General features: G+C 72.7%; 21 protein-coding genes, 1 tRNA gene and 1 other RNA gene. 18 read left to right on the forward strand and 5 right to left on the reverse strand.

Annotated features, from left to right (window positions below; all coding sequences use genetic code 11):
- Positions 1 to 208 precede the first annotated feature (208 nt).
- From FS793_RS01090 to FS793_RS01105, 4 genes are all read left to right on the forward strand, one after another.
- A complete protein-coding gene (locus FS793_RS01090) occupies positions 209 to 667 on the forward strand; it encodes a peroxiredoxin (RefSeq protein ID WP_144717708.1) in 459 nt (152 codons plus the stop codon).
- Positions 660 to 1874: an MFS transporter gene (locus tag FS793_RS01095; protein WP_186329265.1), complete on the forward strand. Its 1215-nt coding sequence runs from the start codon at positions 660 to 662 to the stop codon at positions 1872 to 1874. Before FS793_RS01090 ends, FS793_RS01095 begins: the two co-directional genes overlap by 8 nt.
- A tRNA-Val gene (locus tag FS793_RS01100) sits at positions 1865 to 1938 on the forward strand. The genes FS793_RS01095 and FS793_RS01100 overlap by 10 nt, the downstream gene beginning before the upstream one ends.
- Before the next feature lie 129 nt (positions 1939 to 2067).
- Positions 2068 to 2985: a homocysteine S-methyltransferase family protein gene (locus FS793_RS01105; protein WP_144717712.1), complete on the forward strand. Its 918-nt coding sequence runs from the start codon at positions 2068 to 2070 to the stop codon at positions 2983 to 2985.
- A gap of 3 nt (positions 2986 to 2988) precedes the next feature.
- Here FS793_RS01105 and FS793_RS01110 read toward each other — a convergent pair whose 3' ends face one another.
- Positions 2989 to 4335, reverse strand: a complete 1347-nt coding sequence (locus FS793_RS01110; RefSeq protein WP_260979965.1) for an MFS transporter — start codon at positions 4333 to 4335, stop codon at positions 2989 to 2991.
- A 77-nt stretch (positions 4336 to 4412) separates the two neighbouring features.
- Positions 4413 to 5078, reverse strand: a complete 666-nt coding sequence (locus FS793_RS01115) for an SDR family oxidoreductase (protein WP_144717713.1) — start codon at positions 5076 to 5078, stop codon at positions 4413 to 4415.
- A gap of 85 nt (positions 5079 to 5163) precedes the next feature.
- Here FS793_RS01115 and FS793_RS01120 point away from each other — a divergent pair, with 85 nt between their 5' ends.
- Positions 5164 to 5367 carry a hypothetical protein gene (locus tag FS793_RS01120; protein WP_144717715.1) on the forward strand — a complete coding sequence of 68 codons (204 nt, stop codon included), beginning with the start codon at positions 5164 to 5166 and terminating at the stop codon, positions 5365 to 5367.
- Between the two features lie 3 nt (positions 5368 to 5370).
- Here FS793_RS01120 and FS793_RS01125 read toward each other — a convergent pair whose 3' ends face one another.
- Together FS793_RS01125 and FS793_RS01130 are read right to left on the reverse strand one after the other, a co-directional pair.
- On the reverse strand, positions 5371 to 6249 hold the full coding sequence (locus FS793_RS01125; RefSeq protein WP_186329266.1) for an ion transporter: 879 nt from the start codon (positions 6247 to 6249) through the stop codon (positions 5371 to 5373).
- Positions 6250 to 6318: 69 nt separating this feature from the next.
- On the reverse strand, positions 6319 to 8088 hold the full coding sequence (locus FS793_RS01130) for a hypothetical protein (protein ID WP_144717719.1): 1770 nt from the start codon (positions 8086 to 8088) through the stop codon (positions 6319 to 6321).
- A gap of 101 nt (positions 8089 to 8189) precedes the next feature.
- Between FS793_RS01130 and FS793_RS01135 the strand changes: the two genes are divergently transcribed.
- From FS793_RS01135 to rnpB, 13 genes are all read left to right on the forward strand, one after another.
- Positions 8190 to 9248 (forward strand): response regulator, encoded by a 1059-nt coding sequence (locus tag FS793_RS01135; protein ID WP_144717721.1) that lies wholly within the window; start codon positions 8190 to 8192, stop codon positions 9246 to 9248.
- A complete protein-coding gene (locus tag FS793_RS01140; protein WP_144717723.1) occupies positions 9245 to 10213 on the forward strand; it encodes an ATP-grasp domain-containing protein in 969 nt (322 codons plus the stop codon). Before FS793_RS01135 ends, FS793_RS01140 begins: the two co-directional genes overlap by 4 nt.
- Positions 10206 to 10928, forward strand: a complete 723-nt coding sequence (locus FS793_RS01145; protein WP_144717725.1) for a PHP domain-containing protein — start codon at positions 10206 to 10208, stop codon at positions 10926 to 10928. The genes FS793_RS01140 and FS793_RS01145 overlap by 8 nt, the downstream gene beginning before the upstream one ends.
- Positions 10925 to 12409 (forward strand): glycosyltransferase, encoded by a 1485-nt coding sequence (locus FS793_RS01150; RefSeq protein WP_144717727.1) that lies wholly within the window; start codon positions 10925 to 10927, stop codon positions 12407 to 12409. Before FS793_RS01145 ends, FS793_RS01150 begins: the two co-directional genes overlap by 4 nt.
- Positions 12406 to 12540, forward strand: a complete 135-nt coding sequence (locus tag FS793_RS16515; protein WP_260979966.1) for a hypothetical protein — start codon at positions 12406 to 12408, stop codon at positions 12538 to 12540. Before FS793_RS01150 ends, FS793_RS16515 begins: the two co-directional genes overlap by 4 nt.
- The gene (locus FS793_RS01155) at positions 12537 to 12893 is read left to right on the forward strand and encodes a response regulator (RefSeq protein ID WP_186329267.1); all 357 of its coding nucleotides are present in this window, start codon (positions 12537 to 12539) and stop codon (positions 12891 to 12893) included. The genes FS793_RS16515 and FS793_RS01155 overlap by 4 nt, the downstream gene beginning before the upstream one ends.
- Positions 12890 to 13258 (forward strand): response regulator, encoded by a 369-nt coding sequence (locus FS793_RS01160; RefSeq protein WP_144717731.1) that lies wholly within the window; start codon positions 12890 to 12892, stop codon positions 13256 to 13258. The genes FS793_RS01155 and FS793_RS01160 overlap by 4 nt, the downstream gene beginning before the upstream one ends.
- Positions 13255 to 14889 (forward strand): sensor histidine kinase, encoded by a 1635-nt coding sequence (locus FS793_RS01165; protein WP_144717743.1) that lies wholly within the window; start codon positions 13255 to 13257, stop codon positions 14887 to 14889. The genes FS793_RS01160 and FS793_RS01165 overlap by 4 nt, the downstream gene beginning before the upstream one ends.
- A 67-nt stretch (positions 14890 to 14956) precedes the next feature.
- Positions 14957 to 15973 carry a hypothetical protein gene (locus FS793_RS16050; RefSeq protein WP_186329268.1) on the forward strand — a complete coding sequence of 339 codons (1017 nt, stop codon included), beginning with the start codon at positions 14957 to 14959 and terminating at the stop codon, positions 15971 to 15973.
- Positions 15974 to 16063: 90 nt separating this feature from the next.
- The gene (locus FS793_RS01175; RefSeq protein ID WP_144717745.1) at positions 16064 to 16882 is read left to right on the forward strand and encodes a Nif3-like dinuclear metal center hexameric protein; all 819 of its coding nucleotides are present in this window, start codon (positions 16064 to 16066) and stop codon (positions 16880 to 16882) included.
- A 58-nt stretch (positions 16883 to 16940) separates the two neighbouring features.
- On the forward strand, positions 16941 to 17681 hold the full coding sequence (locus FS793_RS01180) for a zinc ribbon domain-containing protein (RefSeq protein ID WP_144717747.1): 741 nt from the start codon (positions 16941 to 16943) through the stop codon (positions 17679 to 17681).
- A complete protein-coding gene (locus FS793_RS01185) occupies positions 17678 to 18106 on the forward strand; it encodes a reverse transcriptase-like protein (protein ID WP_144717749.1) in 429 nt (142 codons plus the stop codon). The genes FS793_RS01180 and FS793_RS01185 overlap by 4 nt, the downstream gene beginning before the upstream one ends.
- A gap of 44 nt (positions 18107 to 18150) precedes the next feature.
- Positions 18151 to 18492, forward strand: an RNA gene (rnpB, locus tag FS793_RS01190) — RNase P RNA component class A.
- Between the two features lie 56 nt (positions 18493 to 18548).
- On the opposite strand, the gene FS793_RS01195 is transcribed toward rnpB, so the two are convergent.
- Positions 18549 to 20543, reverse strand: coding sequence for a PTS fructose transporter subunit IIABC (locus tag FS793_RS01195; protein WP_144717750.1), 1995 nt, complete (start codon positions 20541 to 20543; stop codon positions 18549 to 18551).

Here is a 20543-nt window from a genome sequence, read left to right on the forward strand (position 1 = left end):
CCCCCTCGTGGCGCGTCGTCCCGCGGATGTCGCCGTTGCGAGGTGCGCTTCTCGTTGCGAGGTGCGCTTCTCCTCGAGCGGTGCGCTTCTCCTGTTGAGGTGGACCTGTAGCCGCACCTCAAGAGGAGAACCGCACCTCGCAACGGATGCCGCGACGGCATCCACGGCCCCGTCCGGTCACGCAGGATCACGGTGCCAGGATGGACGCATGGGTCCCACCATCGGCGACATCGCCCCCGACTTCACGCTCATCGACCACCGGGGCGAGGAGGTCACGCTGTCGGCGCTGCGCGGCAAGCCCGTCGCCCTCGTGTTCTTCCCGCTCGCGTTCACCGGCACGTGCACGGGCGAGCTCTGCGAGCTGCGCGACTCGATGGAGCTGTTCGACGACGCCGGCGTCGAGCTGCTGGCGATCTCGGTCGACTCGAAGGCGACGCTCGCGAGGTTCGCCGAGGTCGAGGGCTACGCGTTCCGCCTGCTCTCGGACTTCTGGCCGCACGGCGAGGTCGCGAGCCGCTACGACTCGTTCCTGCCGCAGCGCGGCATCGCGACGCGTGCGACGTTCCTCATCGACGCCTCCGGGCTCGTCGCGGCGGCCTTCCGCACCGAGCCGGGCGAGGCGCGCCCGCTCGCCGCGTACCGCGAGGCGCTCGCGAAGCTTGGCTGACGTCGCTGCCGGAGCCTCCGGCCGCGACCGTCTCGCCGTCGTCGCCTCGGGCGTCGGCGGGCTCTCGGTGCTCTACGCGACGCAGCCGATCCTCGATGCGCTCGCGCGCGACCTCGGGGCGACGGAGTCGGCCGCGGCGTGGACGATCGCGGGATCGACGCTCGGCGTCGCGCTGTCCGCGCCCATCGCCGGCGCGGTCTCGGATCGGCTCGGCCGCCGCGCGGTGATCGTGTGGGCGCTCGTCGGCGTGCTGGCGACGACGCTGCTGTGCGCCGTCATGCCGACGCTCTGGGGCCTCGTCGCGATGCGCGTGCTGCAGGGGATGCTCGTGCCGTTCGTGTTCTCGACGTCGATCGCGATGATCCCGGAGGCGTGGCCGGGGTCGCTCTCGGTGCGGCTCGGAGCGTTGCAGGTCGCGGGCACGGCCCTGGGCGGATTCCTCGGCCGGTTCGCCTCGGGACTCGCGGCACCGCTGGGCTGGCGCTGGTCGTTCGTCGCGGTGGCGATCGTCGTGGCGGTCGCGCTCGCGGCGGTGGTCGCCTGGCTGCCGCGCGACCGCGGCTTCTCGCCGTCGCCGTCGCTCGGCGCCGGCGTGCGCGGGTTCGGCACGCATCTGCGCGACGGTCGCATCCTCGCCACGTGCCTCGTGGGTGCGGCGCTGCTCGCGCTGCAGGTGGGCTCGTTCACGTACGGGTCGCTCGCGCTCGTCGCGCCGCCGCACGCGCTGGCGGAGTGGCAGGTGTCGCTCGTGTTCGTCGTGTTCCTGCTCGCGATCGTGGTCACGCCGCGCGTCGGCGCGATCGTCGGGCGCATCGGCCTCGTGCCGACCTTTCTCGCGGCGGTCGCGGTCGGCGTCGTCGGGCTCGGCCTCGCGGCATTCGGCGCCGGGGGTGCGACGTGGGCCATCGTCGTCGGCCTCGCGCTGACGTGCGTCGCGGTGTTCGCGGGCCAGTCGTGCGCGACGGGCTTCGTCGCCCGCCACGTCGTCGTCGCCCGCTCGTCGGCGGTCGGGCTCTACCTGACCGCCTACTACCTCGGCGGCGCCGTCGCGGCCGTCGCGCTCGGCCCGGTCTTCGTGGGCTTCGGCTGGCTCGGATGCGTCGTGGCTCTCGCCGCCGTGCTCGCGCTGTCGGCCCCGATCGCGGCGCTCGCGTGGCGGGGCACGCCGGCGTCGTCGGGCTCGCGTATCGTCGAGCCGGGCCCGTAGCTCAGTCGGTCAGAGCACCTCGTTTACACCGAGGGGGTCAGCGGTTCGAGCCCGCTCGGGCCCACGGCGCTCGCCCGCCTCGCCACGTCCGCCTGCGCCTCCGATACGCGCGACGGAGGGGTACGAGCAGGCGACCGCACGTGCGTGGTCGTCGCGACGCGAGGATGCTGGGCCGCGGACGAGGTGGTGCGCGATGACCACGGACGCGATCACGGTGACCGACGCCGGGCTCGAGACGGTGCTGCTCTTCCATGAGCGTCTCGACCTCCCGCACTTCGCCGCCTTCCCGCTGCTCGACGACCCGAGCGGTCGTGCGGCGATGCGGCGCTACTTCGCAGCCTTCGTCGCGATCGCCGACGAGCGCGGGCTGCCGATCGTGCTCGACACCCCGACGTGGCGCGCCAACGCCGACTGGGGTGCGCGGCTCGGCTGTGACGCCGGAGCGCTCGCGAGGGCCAACGCCGCCGCCGTCGCCTTCGTGCGCGAGCTCGTCGACGGGAGGGCCGATGCGCTCGTCGAGGGCGCGATCGGCCCGCGCGGCGATGGCTACGTCGTGGGCGAGCGGATGACGCCCGACGAGGCCGAGGCGTACCACTCCGCGCAGGTGCGCAGCCTGCGCGATGCCGGCGCCGACCAGGTGTCGGCGATGACGCTCACCTCCGCCGACGAGGCGATCGGCGTCGTGCGCGCCGCCGCGGCTGCCGGCATCCCGATCGTGCCGTCGTTCACCGTCGAGACGGATGGGCGGCTGCCCGACGGCAGCGAGCTCGGCGACGCCATCGCGCTCGTCGACGCCGAGACCGATGGCGCGGCGCTCACGTGGATGGTGAACTGCGCGCATCCCGACCACGTCGCGCCGGGCCTCGCTCGCGCGACGCCCGCCGTGCGCGACCGCATCGGCGCCCTGCGGGTCAACGCGTCGCGGCAGTCGCACGCCGAGCTCGACGCCGCCGACGAGCTCGACGCCGGCGACCCGACGCAGCTCGGTGCCGACGTCGCGGCGCTGCGCGCGCTCGTGCCCCACGTGCGCATCCTCGGCGGATGCTGCGGCACCGACGCGCGGCACGTCGCCGCGATCGTCGACGCCTGGGGCAGCGCGCCGACCCCGTAGCGCCTACGCCGTGAGGTCCACGCCCCTCGTCTCGCGCATCCGCAGCACCGCGACCGACGCAGCGACGGCGACGAGCGACACGTAGACGATGAACAGCCACGACGCGCCGATCGACGACAGCCACAGGTTCACGTACAGCGCCGTGCCGCCGAAGATCGCGACCGACAGCGAGTTCGCGATGCCGATGCCGCGAGCGCGGTGCCGCGTGCGGAACTGCTCCGAGAGCAGCGCCGAGTAGATGCCGTTGCCGCACGCCACGAGCACGAGCGCGATCGTCTGGGCGACGAGCAGCGTCCACGCCTCGCTCGAGATGAGCAGCGTGAGCGGCGCCGTGAGCAGCGCGAACCCGCCGGTGAAGATGAGCGCGACCGGTCGGCGGCCGATGCGGTCGGAGAGGATGCCCGCGAACGGCATGACCGCGACGCAGACGAGCTGCGCGACGAGGCTCGACGCGAACGCCGCGGAGGGATCCATGCCGTGCTGCGCCGTGGCGAGCGACGACGCCGACGTGAGCCACGTGTAGAAGGCGATCGAGATCAGCGCGACGAAGAAGAACACCTTGACGCCCGCCCGCACGGCGTCGCCGCGCTCGGCGGCGGATGCGGGCGCCTCGGCCTCCGGGCCCACCTCGCCCTCGGCCCGCGCGGTGCGCAGCACGTCGGACTCGATCATCGCGATGCGCAGCACGAGCGCGACGATCGCGAGCACGGCGCCGACCGCGAAGGGGATGCGCCACGCCCAGTCGGCCACGGCGTCCACGCCGAGCGCCGTGTTCAGCCCGAACCCCATGGCCGACGCGAGGATCGATCCCACGAGCACGCCCATCGCGAGCGTCGAGGACCACAGCCCGCGGCGGCGACGCGGTGCGATCTCGGCGATGTACGCGTAGCCGGCCGTGGACTCCGCTCCGTGCGCGAGGCCCTGCGCGAGCCTGGCGACGAGCAGCAGCACCGAGGCGAGCACGCCCGCCTGCTCGAAGGTGGGCAGCAGGGCGATGCCGAGCGACGCGGCGCTCATCGTGAGCATCGTCGCCACCATGACGGTGCGGCGGCCCCACCGATCCGCGAGCCAGCCGGACAGGATGCCGCCGAGCGGGCGGAACAGGAAGCCGACGCCCAGCACCGCGAACAGCGACAGCAGCGCGCTCGTGGGGTCGGCGGGATCGAAGAGCGCTGCGCTCAGCGCACCCGAGAAGACGACGGCGATGTTCCAGTCGAACCACTCGAGCCCGTTGCCGACCGCCGACGCGAGCATCGAGCGGCGACGCTGCTGGATCGTCGGACCGCCGGGTGGGAGATCCTCGGATGCAGTGGTGGGGGAGTCGGGTGCTGCTGCGGTGGCGCTGGTCACCCGATGATCCTATGGACGTTCTTGCACCGAGTCCTGAAAGTGCGATGCGCCGTGAGCGGACGATGGATCGTCGGCGCTCAGTAGCGCGCCGAGAACCCGCCGTCGGCCTGCAGCAGCTGCCCCGAGACCCACCGGCCGGCCGGCGAGACGAGGAAGGCGACGACGTCGGCGATGTCGCGCGGCGTGCCGAGCCTGCCGAGCGGATGGTGGGCGGCGAGCCCGACACGCAGCTCGTCGTCCATCCAGCCCGTGTCGATCGGCCCGGGATTCACGACGTTCGCCGAGATGCCCATCGGCCCCAGCTCGCGCGCCGCCGAGATGACGATGCGGTCGAGTGCGCCCTTCGACGCGCCGTACGGCAGGTTGCCCGTCGTGTGGTCGCTCGTGAACGCGACGATCGCGCCGCCGTCGGCGGGCACCTGCCGGGCGAACGCCGCGATGAGCAGCAGGCTCGCTCGCGTGTTCACGGCGTGATGCAGGTCGAGGCTCTCCGCCGTGGTGTCGAGGACGCCGGACTCCACGTCGTGCGCGTGGCTGAGCACGAGCGCGCCGATCGGGCCATGCTCGCGGGCCACCTTCGCGACGAGCGACTCCGGACCGTCGACGGTCGAGAGGTCGCACGGCACGTCGCAGCCGTCGAGATCGGAGGTGACGACCGTCCAGCCGTCCTCGACGAGCCTGGGTGCCACGCCCGCGGCGATCGAGCTCGCGCGGGCGGCTCCGGTGACGAGGACGACGGGCATGCCTCGAGGCTAGCCCGGCCCGCCGGGCGGTCGCGGAGCGTCAAGCCCCTGGCGACCTCGCGTCGCATGCGCGATCGTGGGGAACATGGACGAGCCCATCCAGACCCGGGAGCGCGCGCAGTTCGCCTTCATCGGCATCGCGCTCATCCTCGCCGCGCTCATGGTCGTCGCGCTGACGACCAGCACCGGTGACGCGTGGCGCTGGCTGATGCTGGGAGCGCCCGTGGCGATGATCCTCGGTGCCGCAGCCCGCCTGCGACGCATCCGCGCGACGGGTCAGCCCGACTGACGATCAGCTCGAGCCGCGACGCTCCTCGGCGATCGATCGCACCATCGCCTTGAGCTCGAGCACCTCGTCCATGAGCTGCTGCTCCTTGATCGTGAGCTCGGTCTCCTCCTCCTTCTGGCTCTCGAGCGCCTCGCAGGTCACGGCGATGAAGAGGTTGAGGATCACGAAGGTCGAGATGAGGCCGTAGCCCATCATGAACGGCCACGCCCACGGCAGCTCGGCCTGCAGCGGCGGCACGATCTCGCCCCAGCCGTCGCCGTTCAGCAGGCGGAAGAGCGACACCGTGGAGGTGCCGAGGTCACCGAACAGCGCCGGTGCGATCTCGCCGAAGAGCATCGTGCAGGCGACGACGTAGACGTACATGATGATGACGAGCAGGCCGCCGATCGCCGAGATGCCGGGGATGGCCGAGCCCAGCGCGCCGACGACGCGGCGCAGCGACGGCACCTGCGAGAGCAGGCGCAGCACCCGCAGCACGCGGAGGACGCGGAGCACCTGCAGCGCACCGCCCGAAGGCACGTACGAGACGGCGACGACGAGCAGGTCGAAGAGGTTCCAGCCGTTCGTGAAGAACCGCCAGCCGTACGCCGAGATGCGCAGCGCCACCTCGATCGTGAACACGGCGAGGATGAGCGCGTCGAAGACGTGGAGGATGCCGCCGCCGACGTCGTGCATGCCCGGGTAGGTCTCGACGCCGATCAGGATCGCGTTCAGCACGATGAGCGTGATGATGCTGCGCTGGAACCACCGGTGCTCGACGATGCCCTGCAGGCGTGCGCGCCACGCGGGCACGGGCCGCGTCGGGTCGGCACCGTCGGGCCGCGGGAAGGCGGCGTCGCTCGCAGGGTCGGATGCGGTGGTGGCGGGAGCGTCGGTCGTCACCTGCCGATCCTGGCCGATCTTGCTGGACGCCACTGGGATCCGCAGCTGCGCCGCTCGCGCGCAGCGAGGTCAGCGGGGGCTGCCGACGTCGAAGATGCCGCCTCCGAGGGCAGCGAGGGTCGCCCACGCCGTGGAGGCCACGGCGGCGTGCTCGACGAGCCCGTAGGTCGGGTCGGCACGCGACACCGATCGGAACGACCCGTCGGGCAGCTGTCCTGGCGCGGCGAGCGCGATCGTCTCCTCCGCGCGCTCGTCGTGACCGATCGTGCGCAGCGCGTACGCGACCGAGAACGTGCCCTCCCACCAGACGTGCGGCGTCATCCCGGGGTAGCCCGGGCTCGCGTACGCCGTCGCGTATCCGGCGACCTCGCGGCCGTCCGGCATCGTGCACGTGTGCCGGAAGGGTGCGAGCTGGTCCTCCCCGAGCGTCTCGGCGGCCTTCGCGTGCTCGCCGACGTCGGCGAGGAAGACGGCACCCCATGCGTGGACGTCGAGGGGATCGGCGGTGTCGGGCCCGGACTCCTGGAGGCCCTGCAGCAGCCGCGCGTGCCCTGGGCTCCAGAGTCGCTGCAGCATCGCCGTCGCGAGCGCCTCCGCACGCGCCGCCCAGGAGCCGTCGACGACCTCGGCCGCCAGCCGGAAGCAGAAGTACGCGTCGATGTTGTGCTCGGTCGACGCCCACGCGAGGGCGCGCGAGCCGTCGTGGCCGGGCGTCTGGTCGTCGGGCGAGACCGGGTCGAAGCCGCCGAGCACGAGTCCCTGGCGGTCGCCGCTCGATGCGACCCTCGCGAGGAGCCACGCGAGCGCCGAGTGCGCCGCGGGTGCCAGGGCGGACGCGCGCTGGGGGAAGGCTCGCATGTGCGCGAGCACGGCATGGGTCGCGAGCGCGTGCGCACCCGTGCGATAGCGGAGCTCGCCGTGATCGGGGGAGCCCTGCCTGGCGGACAGGCGGAATGCGCCGGCGTGCTGGCCGTCGGTGGTCTGCAGCCGGAGCAGGCCGCGCGCGAGCTCGTGCGCGAGGCTCGAGCGCCTGGCCGACACCGCGGCCATGAGCGCGACGGCCTGGTCGTACGCGAAGGTCTGCTCGGGAAGCCGGGTCGCACGATCCGGGTGCCCGGGCGCGACCGCGAAGGAGCGGATGGCGCCGGTCGCGGCGCTCGTCGCGCCGAGCAGGGTCCCTTCGGCGCCCACGAGTGCCAGCCGCTTCGTGCCCGGCGCCGACGCGTCGAACGCGACCTGCCCGGTGGTGGGAGCCGGGAGCGTGGCGATCGTGTACTCGTCGTCGGTGATGCTGCGGAGCTCGACGGAGAGGGTCGTGAAGACGGGAGGCGATGGCCAGCGCCCGCCGACGTCGGCGCCGTCCGACGCTCGGAGCTGGAAGGCCCATGCGCCGCGCACCGAGGCGTCGACGCCCGAGAGGTCGATGCCGAAGAATCCCGCCTCGTCGGGTGCGACGGACCCGAGCGACGTGAAGCCGTCGGCGACCTTGCCGTAGTGCACCGTGCAGCCCTCGGTCGAGCCGTCGGCGGCGGCGACGACGCGACCGTGCACCATGCCGCGGTGATCGGGCAGCAGATCGCCGGGGGATCCGATCTCGATGGGGGTGCCCGCAGCGATGGGGAAGGTGCCAGGAGGCAGGACGAAGGAGCCTGCGACGGGTCCGACGTACGAGCTCGGATACAGCCGGTCCAGCCGGATCAGGTCGTCGTGCATCGGGCGGTGGAGCGGCTCCAGCTGCTCCCGCAGCCAGGCGGTCGTGGTGTCGACGAGCCTGCTGGTGGGCTCGAGCCGTGCTCGGGCGACGGCCGTCGAGGGTCTCGGGTGGGAGGGCGGCGTCACGGGCCGAGTCTGGCCCACGAAGGTCCTGCTCCGCAGCAGGCGGACGTCCGTTCCCCGCGCCTCCCGGCTCGGGGTACATGCTGTGGATAGCATCGGGCTCGATGGCACCCGAGCCCTACCGCATCCTCGTCATCGAGGACGACCCCGACGTCGCGCTCTACGTGCGCGTCGTGCTCGAACGCGCCGGCGACATGGTCGTGGAGCTGGACCACCGCGGACACGACGTCGTCGAGCACGTGCGCACGGTGCGGCCCCACGTGATCGTCACCGATCTCGAGCTGCCGGGCGTCCACGGACTCGAGGTCGTCCATGCCGTCCGCGAGATCGAGCCCGAGCTCCCGATCGTCGTCATGACGGCCCACGCCTCGGTCGACTACGCCGTGCGAGCCCTCCGCGACGGCGTCTCCGAGTTCCTGCAGAAGCCCCTCGACTCGGCCGTGCTCGTCGACGTCGTCCGGCGGCTCGCCCGCGAGCACGAGGAGCGGCACGTCGGCACGCGCCGCTCGATCCTCGCGGTCGGCGCGCATCCCGACGACGTCGAGATCGGCGTGGGCGGCACGCTCGCGGCGCATGCGGCGGCCGGCGACGCCATCACGGTGCTGACGCTGAGCCGCGGTGCTCGCGGCGGCGTCGCCGACCAGCGGCAGCACGAGGCGCTCGCGAGCGCCGAGCTCATCGGCGCGAGGCTGTTCCTCGAGGACCTCGTCGACACGCACATCCCGTCGGCCGACCCGACCGTCGGCATCATCGAGCGCGTGGTCGCCGCATCGCAGCCCGACGTCGTGTACACGCACTCGGTCCACGACCGGCACCAGGATCACCGCGCCGTGCACGAGGCCTCCCTCGTCGCCACGCGCGGCATCGCCGAGGTCGCCTGCTACCAGAGCCCCTCGTCGACCATCGACTTCCGTCCCTCGCGCTTCGTGACCATCGACGAGCACGTCGAGGCGAAGCTCGAGCTGCTCGAGTGCTTCACGTCGCAGGGGTCGATCCGCGACTACCTCGCCCCCGACTTCGTCGTGGCGACGGCCCGGTACTGGTCGCGCTTCGGCACGGGCAGGGCGTGCGAGCCGCTCGAGATCGTGCGCGACGCCGGAGGCGTGCAGTCGGCGGCCTGGACGTCGAGTCGCGCAGCGCGGACGAGGCAGGAGCCAGCATGACCATCCGAGTGCTCGTCACGGGAGCCGGCGGCCCGGCCGGCGTCGCGGTGATCCGCTCGCTGCTGCGCCGTCCCGACGTCGAGGTCCTCGCCGCGGACATGGACGGCTGGGCCAGCGGGCTCTATCTCGTGTCGGCCGAGCGACGACGCCTCGTACCTGCAGGCGCCTCGGCCGGGTTCGTCGAGGCGCTCGCGGCCATCGCGCGCGACGACCGCCTCGACGCCATCGTGCCCACGGTCGACGTCGAGCTGCTCTCCCTCGCCGGCAGCAGGTCGCGCGTCCCGGCCACGATCGTGGCCGCGAGCGACGAGGCGCTCGCGACGAGCCTCGACAAGTGGATGCTCGTCCAGGCGTGCGAGGGCGCGGCACCTGTGCCGCGCACCCGGCTGCTCGACGCCGACGGCGTCGCCGCCGACTGGGACTTCCCCGTCATCGTGAAGCCCAGACGCGGGGCGGGTTCGCGCGGGGTCGCGCGCATCGACGATCGAGCGGCGCTCGAGGCGCTCGAGCTCGACGACGGCATCGTCGTGCAGCAGTTCCTGCCCGGCGACGAGTACTCGGTCGACGTCCTCATGGGGCAGGAGGGTCGTGCGATCGCCGCCGTGCCGCGACTGCGCGCACGCGTCGACTCAGGCGTCGCCATCGCCGGCCGCACCGTGCACGACGACGAGCTGGAGGCGACGGCGGTGGCATGCGCACGCGCTGCGGGCATCGTCGGCGTCGCGAACGTGCAGCTGCGTCGCGACGGCGAGGGCGTGGCCGCCCTGCTCGAGATCAACCCGCGCTTCTCCGGTGCCATGCCGCTCACGATCGCGTCGGGCGTCGACATGCCCTCGATCGCGCTCGATCTCGCGCTCGGCATCCCGACGCCCGCTGCGGTGCCGTTCCGCGAGATCGCGAACGTCCGCCACCTCGAGGACGTCTTCCTCGATCCCTCGGAGATCCTCGAGGTCGACGGTGCATGAGCTGCTGCGAGGCGACTGGCACGTGCACTCGACGTTCTCCGACGACGCCGTCTCGTCGCTCGAGGAGAACGTCGCGGCTGCCGCAGCCGCCGGGCTGACCGCGCTGCGCTGCGTCGACCACGTCCGCGCGTCGACGACGTGGGTGCCGGAGCTCGTCGCCGCCATCGACGCGCTGCAGGTGCCAGAGGTCCTCGCGGTGCGCAGCGGCATCGAGGCCAAGATCCTCGACGTCGACGGCAGGATCGACATGCCCCCCGGCGTCGTGCTCGGCGCGGGCGGCATCGACGCCGTGCTGCTCGCCGACCATCAGGTGCCGTCGCCGGACGGGCCGTGGTCGCCACGGGCGACGATCGAGGCGCTGCAGGGGGGCCTGCCGCCGCGCACGGTCGTCGACTGGATCCTCGAGGCGACGACCCGCGCCGCGCATCGCGTCGCAGGACACGGCCAGATCGCGCATCCGTTCTCGATCCTCCCGAAGATCGGTCTCGACGAGGACGCGATCGACGACGAGCGGCTCGTCTGGTGGGCCGAGGAGCTCGCAACCGCGGCGGCGCTCGTCGAGGTCAACGAGAAGTGGGCGTGCCCGGGGCCTCGCGCGCTGCGAGCGCTGACGGCCGCAGGCGCGCGCGTCGTCGCGTCCACCGACAGCCACGTCGCCAGCGACGTCGGGCGCTACGATCGCGTCGTCGGGCTGCTGCAGGGGGTGCGTCGATGACCATCGCGGACGTCGCGGGCACCATCCTCGCCGTCGTGCTCGTCGCCCTCGTCGCGGCAGGTGCCGTGCCGGCGCTCGTCGCCCTGTTCCACTTCCTCGCCATCCCGTTCCACGCGTGGCGCAACCACTACGGCAAGGCGCGCCCCATGGCCCCCCGCGTCGCGATCGTGATCCCGGCGTGGAACGAGGGACTCGTCATCGGCACGACGATCGATCGACTGCTCCAGCTCGACTACCCGAAGGATCGGCTGCGCATCTGCGTCGTCGACGACGCATCGACCGACGACACCCCGGACGTCGTGCGCGATCGTGCCGCGCGCCATCCCGGCGTCGTCGTGCACATGCGACGCGAGCAGGGCGGCGAGGGCAAGGCGCACACGCTGAACCACGGCATCCGGATGCTGCTCGAGGACGACTGGATGGAGGCGCTGCTCATCATGGACGCCGACGTCATCTACCGCCGCGACTCCCTGCGCAAGATGACGCGGCACCTCGCCGATCCCGAGGTCGGTGCCGTCACCGGCTACGTGCGCGAGGGCAGCGCGACCAAGAACGCCGTCACGCGCTTCATCGCGTTCGAGTACGTGCTCGCGCAGATCGCGAGCCGTCGCGCGCAGAACGTGGTGGGCGCGGTCGCGTGCCTCGCGGGCGGCGCGCAGCTGCACACGCGCGAGAACCTCGAGGCGCTCGGTGGTGCGATCGACACGACGACCCTCGCCGAGGACACCGTCACGACGTTCGAGACGCAGCTGCGAGGCCGCAAGGTCGTCTTCGACCCGCACGCGGTCGTGCTCGCGGAGGAGCCGCCGAGCCTCGACGCCCTCTGGAGGCAGCGCCTGCGGTGGGGACGCGGCAACGTGCAGCTCACGATCCGCAGCCGACGCATCTGGTTCCGACCGTCGAGGATCCACGGCCTCGGGTCGCTCGCGTTCGGGCTTTCGTGGTTCTCGGTCTTCCTGCTGCCCGCGTTCATGATCGGCGCCTCGATCGGCCTCATCGGGCTCTACCTGCTCGACTCCGATCTCGCCGCGGTCGCGTTCCGCTCGCTGTGGGTCGTCGTCGGCTGCGCCTACGCCTTCAGCATGATCTTCGCCGCCCAGCTCGATGCCGAGATCGGCAGGATCGCCTGGCGCGAGATCCTGCTGTTCCCCGGCATCATCTCGCTCGTCGTCATGGTGGTCGCGTTCTACCCGGGTCTGGACGGCTGGCTGCTCAGCCAGGTCGGGGTCGAGATGACCCCGACGCTGCGCGCGACGCTCGACCTCGCGTCGTACGCATGGATCAGCATGTCGATGCTCGCAGCCTGGGGCGTACGGCAGGTCGACCGCACGCGCGCTCGGTGGCTCACGGTGCCGCTGCTCTACCTGGTCGGGTTCGGCCCGGTGCTGTGCGCCGTCACGTTCGCCGCGTACGTCGCGGAGGCGCGCCGCCTCGACCGCGTCTGGGAGAAGACGGAGAAGACAGGACGCGTGGCCGGATGAGCGATGTGCAGGATCAGCAGGCGGAGATCGACAGCGATCGGCGTGCCGAGCGCCGCCTCGTCTGGCAGGCCCTCGTGGCGATCGTCGTCGTCGCCGTGCTCGTCGTGCTGCGGGAATGGCTCACGCGATGACCGCCCCGCTCAGCGTGCTCGTGATCGACGACTCCGAGGATCAGCGCGAGCTGCTGCGCACGCACCTCGAGCGCGCGGGATGCCGCGTGCACGCGATCGGCGACGCGGAGCTGCTCGAGGTCGCCGTGGCGCAGTGCGCGCCCGACGTCGCGGTCGTCGACCTGCTCATGCCGAACTCCGACGGCTGGTCGGTGCTCGAGTCGCTTCGGCGACGACACCCCCGGATGGTCGTCGTGATCGCGTCGGTGCTCGACGAGGCCGACTACCCGGAGTCCGACGACACGCTGCCGAAGCCGTACAGCGGCGCCGACGTCCGCGCGCTCGTCGCCAGGCTCGAAGGCGGTCGCGCGTGAGCGGCACAGCGATCGTCGCGGACGACGACGACGACGTGCGCATGCTCATCGAGGTCGCGGTGCGGCGCGCCGGCTACACGATCCTCGCGTCGCACAGCGAAGGGTCGGGTGCGCTCGCCGACGCGCTCGCGCTCGACCCCGACCTGCTGGTGCTCGATCACGCGATGCCCGGGATGACCGGCGGCGACGTGGTGCGGGCGCTGCGCACGCAGCGCAGCGACCGCAGGCCGTACGCCGTCCTGATGTCGGCGAGCGTCGACCTCCTCGAGTCGACCGCCCTGCTCGGCGGCGCCGACGCGCACATGCCGAAGCCGTTCTCGGTGCAGGGGCTGGCCGCGATGCTCGCCGATCGGCCGAGCGCATGAGGACGCGGCTGTCGCTCGCCTTCCTCGACACCGCGCGGCCCGCCGTGCGCCAGCTCGCATCCGTCGTCGGCCTGGTGCTCGCGCTCGTCGTCCTCGTCGCGATCCCGGAGCTCCTCGTCGAGCCGACGCTCCTCATGGTCGCGGCCGCAGCCATCCTGCTGGCGATGGCTGCGGCGGTCGTCGTGCCCTGGGAGCGCGTGTCCGACCGGTGGGTGCTCGTGCTCCCCGTCGTGTCGCTGCTGGCCTTCGGCCTCCTGCGGACGGCGACCGGCGGCACGCAGTCGGTCTTCGCGTCGCTGCTGCTCCTGCCGGTGATCTGGATCGCCGCCGAGCGCGGTCGGATCGTGATCCTCATCGCCGCCGTCGGCACCGGCATCGCGATGGCGATGCCCTACATCCTCCAGACCCAGCCGTGGCTTGCCACCCAGGGCCTGCGCGTGCTCGTCACCCCCATCGTGTTCGCCACCGTCGCGGGCGTCGTCAACGAGCTCGCGGCGCACGGTCGCAGGCAGGTCGCCGTGATGGCTGCGCTCGCCGAGGAGCGCGCCGCGACCAACGAGGAGCTGCGCCGCGTGGAGGCGTTCAATCGCAGCGTCTGGGATGCGATCCGGCATCAGGCCGTCGTGATCACCGACATGGAGGGAAGGATCGTCGAGTGGGGGCCGGGGGCCGAGCGGCTGCTGGAGATGCCGCGCGTCGAGGCGGTCGGGCGCATGGCCACGGACTTCCTGCAGCCCGCCGACTCGGAGCGCGCTCGCGGGCTCGAGTTCGAGACGCTCCTGGGGCTCGCCGAGCAGGACGAGATCGCCGACGGCTTCGAGGTCCGAACGGGCTCGGGCGCGACCGTGCCCGTCGACATCACCTACGACGCGAGGCGCGACGCGCATGGCGATGCGGTCGGCTACATCCTCATCGCGCACGACATGCGGCAGGCGCGCGAGGCGGTGCGGCTGAAGGACGAGTTCGTCGGCTCGATCTCGCACGAGCTGCGCACGCCGCTGAGCTCGGTGCTCGGGTACCTCGAGCTCGCGCGCGACGACGAAGCGGGTCTCAGCGAGGAGCAGTCGAAGTACCTCGCCGTGGCGGAGCGCAACGCTCGTCGGCTCCTGGCGCTCGTCGGCGACCTGCTCTTCGTGGCGCAGGTCGACGCCGGGCGCTTCCCGCTGGAGCTCTCGCGCGTCGACGTGCGCACGATCGTGGCCGCCGCGGCCGAGACCGCGATGCCGCATGCCGCCAGCGGAGGCGTCTCGATCTCGGTCGACCTGCCCGACCGACCGCACGAGGTCCGCGGCGACCCGACGAGGATCGGGCAGGCGATCGACAACCTCGTGTCGAACGCCATCAAGTTCACGCCTCGGGGCGGGGCGGTCGCGCTCCGGCTCGCGCGCGTCGGCGACGAGCTCTGCGTCTCCGTGTCGGACACGGGCCTCGGCATCCCGAAGGACGAGATGGAGCGGCTCTTCACGCGCTTCTTCCGCTCGACGACGTCGACGCGTCAGGCGGTCCAGGGCGTGGGGCTGGGGCTCAACATCACGCGAGCGATCGTCGAGGCGCATGCGGGACGCATCGACGCGTCGAGCGTCGAGGGCGAGGGCACGACCTTCGAGATCTGGCTGCCGGCGCTGGACTGAGGGCGCACCGGGGTACACGCCCGCGTCGCTGCTTCGCGGCGGCGAGGGCCCGGGGTACAGTCCACTCATGACGAATCCTCCGTTTTCGGTGGTGGTCGTGAGCGCAGATGCGTCGGCGGCCCTCCGGATCGCGATGGCGCTCCAGCCGATCGCCGGCATCCACGTCGTCTCCGTCGACGAGCGCGAGGATCTCGTGGCCACCGTGCGTGCGCACGACCCGCTCGTCGTCGTGGGCGACGCGTCGCTCGTCGCCGACGAGGGGCGGCACGTCGCCGACGTCCGAGCAGCTCGCGCCGGCATCGGGTTCGTCGTCGTCACCGAACGGCCGTCGCTCTCGGACGCGGTGCTCGCCCTGCGCGCGCGCGTCGACGAGTTCTTCCCGGGGGAGGTCGCCGACGACCGGCTGCGCGAGGCCGTCGAGTCCGTCGCGGCGACGGCGCGTCTGCGCCTCCCCGCGGTGGTGCCCGGTCGCGTGCTCGTCGTCGGTGCGTCGCTCGACGCCGTGCTGCCCGGCGCGGGCGGCACCATCCTCATGCATGTCGAGGCGGGCGACCAGGTGGTCGTCGCGACGCTCGACGAGGTCGCCGACGGACCGCGTCCCGCTGCCCTCGACGCGGTGACGAACCACCTCGGCGCATCGATCGTGCCGCTGGCCGGTCGCGACGCCACCGACGACGAGCTGCGCGCGGCGCTCGCGTCGCTCGTCGACGCGCAGCAGCCCACCCTCGTCTCCACGCATGCGGCGAGCGATGCGTCCGCGGCGCATCGGCGCCTCCAGCGCATCGTGATGGAGGCGACGCCCGACGTCGCGAGGGTCTCGTGCTTCCAGTCCAGCGAGTCGTCGATCGACTTCGCGCCCACGCTGTTCGTCGACGTCGACCGCGTGCTCGAGCAGAAGCTCGCCGCCATGGCCGCGTGGAGCGACGACGCGGCGGCGGCCGAGCTCGTGCGCGCGAGCGCCGCCTACTGGTCGCGGTTCGGCTCCGGGCGCGCGTGCGAGCCCTTCGAGCTGCTGCGCGACGCCGTGACGACCGGCACCGAGCGCACGGTCGAGGTCGTGAGGGCTCCCGTCGCATCGGCGTGATCGCCGTCGGTGCGACGCGGGCGGCGCCGCGCGTGCCCGCACCCTGGGGGCCGCGAGGAGCGTCGATCGCGCCCGCCTAGACTGGAGCGCATGACCACCGTCGCCGACGTGCAGCTCGCCGTCGAGCGCCTCTGGCCCCGCGAGCGGGCGGAGGACTGGGATGCGGTCGGCCTGATCGCCGGCGACCCCGCCGACGAGGTGCGCCGCATCCTGCTCGCCGTCGACGCCGTGCTCGACACCGCCGCCGAGGCTGTGGCGACGGGCGCCGACCTGCTGCTCGTGCATCACCCGCTGCTGCTGCGCGGCGTGACCTCCGTCGCGGCCGACACCGGCAAGGGGCGCATCGTCACCGACCTCGTGCGCGCTCGGTGCGCCCTGCTGGCCGCGCACACGAACGCCGACGTCGTCGAGCGAGGCACCTCGGGCGAGCTCGGCCGCATCCTCGGCCTGACCGCCCAGCAGCCGATCGTCGCGAGCGCGTCGGGCGACGGCACGGGCCTCGGCCGCGTCGGGCTGCTGCCCGAGCCGATCACCCTCGGCCGCCTCGCCGAGGTGCTGGCGAGGGCGCTGCCGTCGACCGCGAGCGGCATCCGCGTCGCCGGGTCGTTCGACCGTCCCGTGCAGCGCGTCGCGCTGTGCGGCGGCGCGGGCGACTCGCTGCTGGGCGAGCCGGCCGTGGTCGCCGCCGACGTGTACGTCACGAGCGACCTGCGCCACCACCCGGCCTCGGATGCCCGCGAGCGGCACGCGCTCGGTCGCGGCCCCGCGCTCGTCGACGTGTCGCACTGGGCGAGCGAGTGGCTGTGGCTCGACGCCGCGGCAGAGCAGCTGCGCGCCGAGCTGCCGGGCATCGAGGTCGCCGTGAGCGACCTGCGCACCGACCCGTGGGACTTCCAGGTGCCGCAGTGATGCGCACCATCATCACGACCGCACGCACCGCGACGACTCGTCGCGCGAAGGAGGACGCATGGCCCTGACCGCGAGCCCAGAGGACCAGCGCCGGCTGCTGACGCTGCAGGACGTCGACACGCGCATCCGTCAGTTCGAGCACAAGGAGCGCACGCTGCTCGACGACCCCGAGATCGCCGCTGCCGACGACGCGCTCGTGAGCCTCGATCGCACGGTGCTCGAGCGCCTCGGTGCCGTCGACGACCTGCAGGCCGAGGTGCGCCGCATCGAGGCCGACGTCCAGGTCGTCGAGGCCCGTGCGACGCGCAACCGCGAGCGGCTGCAGCAGACGTCGGATGCGAAGACCGCCTCGGCCATGGAGCACGAGATCCAGACGCTCGATCGGCGTCGCAGCGACCTCGAGGACATCGAGCTCGAGGTCATGGAGCGCCTCGAGGGCGCGGAGGCCGAGCTGCAGGCGGCCCGGGATGCGGCGCAGACGGAGCGCGACCGCCGCGGCCGCCTCGCGACCGCGCGCGACCAGGGGCTCTCGGGCGTGCGCGTCGAGCTCGATGCCGCCCGCAGCGATCGTGCGAGCGTCGAGGTCGGCATCCCCACCGACCTCCTCGCCCTCTACGAGCGCCAGCGCGCCCGCTACGGCCTGGGTGCGAGCCACCTCACGCGCGGCATCTCGACGGCGAGCGGCGTGCAGCTGACCTCGGCCGAGCTCGCCGACGTGCGCAGGGCCGCGCCCGACGCCGTGGTGCTGTGCCCGTCGTCGTCGGCGATCCTCGTGCGCACCGAGGAGTCCGGCCTGTGACGCGGACGCTGATCGTCGAGGCCGACGGCGGCTCGCGCGGCAACCCCGGCCGTGCGGGCTCGGGGGCGGTCGTCATCGACCCCGCGACCGGCGAGCTGCTCGCCGAGGTCGGCACGTTCGTGGGCATCGCCACGAACAACCTCGCCGAGTACCGCGGCATGATCGAGGGCTGCCGCACCGCGCTGAGCATCGATCCGGATGCGGCGCTCGACGTGCGCATGGACTCGAAGCTCGTCGTCGAGCAGATGTCGGGCCGCTGGAAGATCAAGCACCCGTCGATGGCCGACCTCGCGCAGGAGGCCCGCCAGCTGCTGTCGGGCGTCTCGGTGCGCTTCACGTGGGTGCCGCGCGCGCAGAACGCTCGCGCCGACAAGGTCGCGAACGAGGCGATGGACGTGGGCGCCTCGTTCGAGCGCCGGCACTGACGCGTCCCGCGCGGCACCGCCTCCCGCTACCATCGTCTGCGGGACTGGTCGGCTAGACGGCCGCGTCGCCTTCGGGCGCCGAGGAACGTCCGGGCTCCGCAGAGCAAGGTGGTGGATAACGTCCACCCGGGGTGACCCGCGAGCAAGCGCAACAGAGAGCAGGTCCGCCGACCTCGGTCGGTCAGGAGTGAAACGGTGGTGCAAGAGACCACCAGCGTCGTGTGCGAGCACGGCGGCTAGGCAAGCCTCACCTGGAGCAAGACCAGACAGAAGGCCATGGGGCTGCTCGTCCCGCCTTCGGGTAGGTCGCTGGAGGCGTGCGGCAACGTACGTCGTAGAGAGATGGCCGTCCACGACAGAACCCGGCGTATCGGCTGGCCAGTCCCCTCGAACGCCACGACGGCCCCCATCCATCGGATGGGGGCCGTCGCCGCGTGCGGGGTCAGACCGTGGCGAGCTCGCGCTCGACGACGGGCAGCGGCGCGCGGCGCACGAAGCGCTTGAGCACGATGACCAGCGCGGCCGACACGAGCACGCCCACGGCGATCGCGACGAGGAACATCGGCCACGTGCCGTTCATCGCGAACATCACGAAGACGCCGCCGTGCGGTGCCTGGCTCAGCACGCCGGAGCCCATCGCGATCGCGCCCGTGGTGGCGGCGCCGACGATGGATGCGCCGATGACGCGCAGCGGGTCGGCCGCCGCGAAGGGGATCGCACCCTCCGAGATGAACGACGCGCCCAGCAGCCAGGCGGCCTTGCCGTTCTCGCGCTCCGCCGCCGAGAAGAGACGACGGTCGAGCACCGTCGCGAGCGCCATGGCGAGCGGCGGCACCATGCCCGCAGCCATGACGGCGGCCATGATCATCCACGGACCGGGGTTGTCGGGCGTGCCGTTGGCCAGGTTGGCGACGGCGAACGAGTACGCGACCTTGTTGATCGGGCCACCGAGGTCGATCGCCATCATGGTGCCGAGGATGATGCCGAGCAGCACGACGCCGGTGCCGGAGAGCGAGTTGAGGAAGTCGCCGAGGCCGGTCGAGAGGGCGGCGATGGGGCCGCCGAGCACGAGCACCATGAGGCCGGAGGCGATGATCGACGCGAGCAGGGGGATGAGCACGACGGGCATGAGGCCCGCGAGCCAGCGCGGCACGTTCCACGTGCCCATCCAGCGGGCGACGACGCCGGCGAGCAGGCCGCCGACGATGCCGCCGAGGAAGCCGGCACCCATGAAGCCTGCGATGGCGCCGGCGACGAAGCCGGGCGCGATGCCGGGTCGGTCGGCGAGGCCGTAGGCGATGTAGCCGGCGAGCGCGGGCACGAGGAAGCCCATCGACGCACCGCCGATGACGAACGCGACGCAGCCGAGGTAGTACAGGAGGCCCTCGGCGGGGAGGTTCCACAGCTGGTAGGTCAGCGCCGTGTTCTGCGCCACGTTCTGGCCCACGACGTCGCTGCCGAACGCGATCTCGTAGCCGCCCATCGCGAACCCGAGCGCGAGCAGCAGACCGCCGCCGGCGACGAACGGGATCATGTAGCTGACGCCGGTGAGCAGCACGCGCTTGAGCAGCGCGCCGAACGACTCGTTCGCAGCGGGGCTCGCGGATGCGGCGGCTGCCGCACCGCCTGCGACGCGCGGGGCCGAGGGGTCGTCCGCAGCGGCGAGCGCACGGGTCACGAGCGCGTCGGCCTCGTCGATGCCCTTCTTCACGGGCACCTGCACGACGGGCTTGCCTGCGAAGCGTCCCTTGTCGCGCACGTCGACGTCGACGGCGAAGATCACGGCGTCGGCAGCGGCGATGATCGCCGGGTCGAGGGGCTTCGTGCCCGCCGAGCCCTGCGTCTCGACCGTCACGCGCACGCCGGCGCGCTCGCCGGCGGCCTTGAGCGCGTCGGCCGCCATGTAGGTGTGGGCGATGCCGGTGGGGCATGCGGTGACGGCGACGAGCGAGCGCGCGTCGGCGGCGACCGTGGGTGCCACCTCGTCGCGGTCTGCGACGGCGGCGTCGACCAGCGCGACGACCTCGTCGGCCGTCGACGCGCTGCGCAGCGCTGCCGTGAACTCGTCGTCGACGAGCGAGCCAGCGAGGCGCGACAGCACCTGCAGGTGCGTGTCGGCCGCGCCCTCGGGCGCGAGGATCATGAAGAGGATGTCGGCGGGGCCGTCGGGAGCGCCGAAGTCGACCTGCGGTGCGAGTCGCGCGAAGAAGAGGCCCGGCTCGGTGACCGCGGCCGTCTTGGCGTGAGGGATGGCGATGCCGCCGCCCATGCCGGTGGGCGTGAGCGCCTCGCGGGCGAGCACGTCGGTCGCGAGGGCATCGGCGTCGGAGGCGCGTCCTGCCTGGGCCACGAGGCCCGCGATCGTGCGGATGACATCGTCCTTCGTGGCGCCGAGAGGTCGGTCCAACGAGACGAGCTGCGGGGTGATGACGGGCAT

It is taken from the genome of Agrococcus jejuensis, from assembly GCF_007679035.1.
GTDB classification, from domain to species: Bacteria; Actinomycetota; Actinomycetes; order Actinomycetales; family Microbacteriaceae; genus Agrococcus; species Agrococcus jejuensis_A.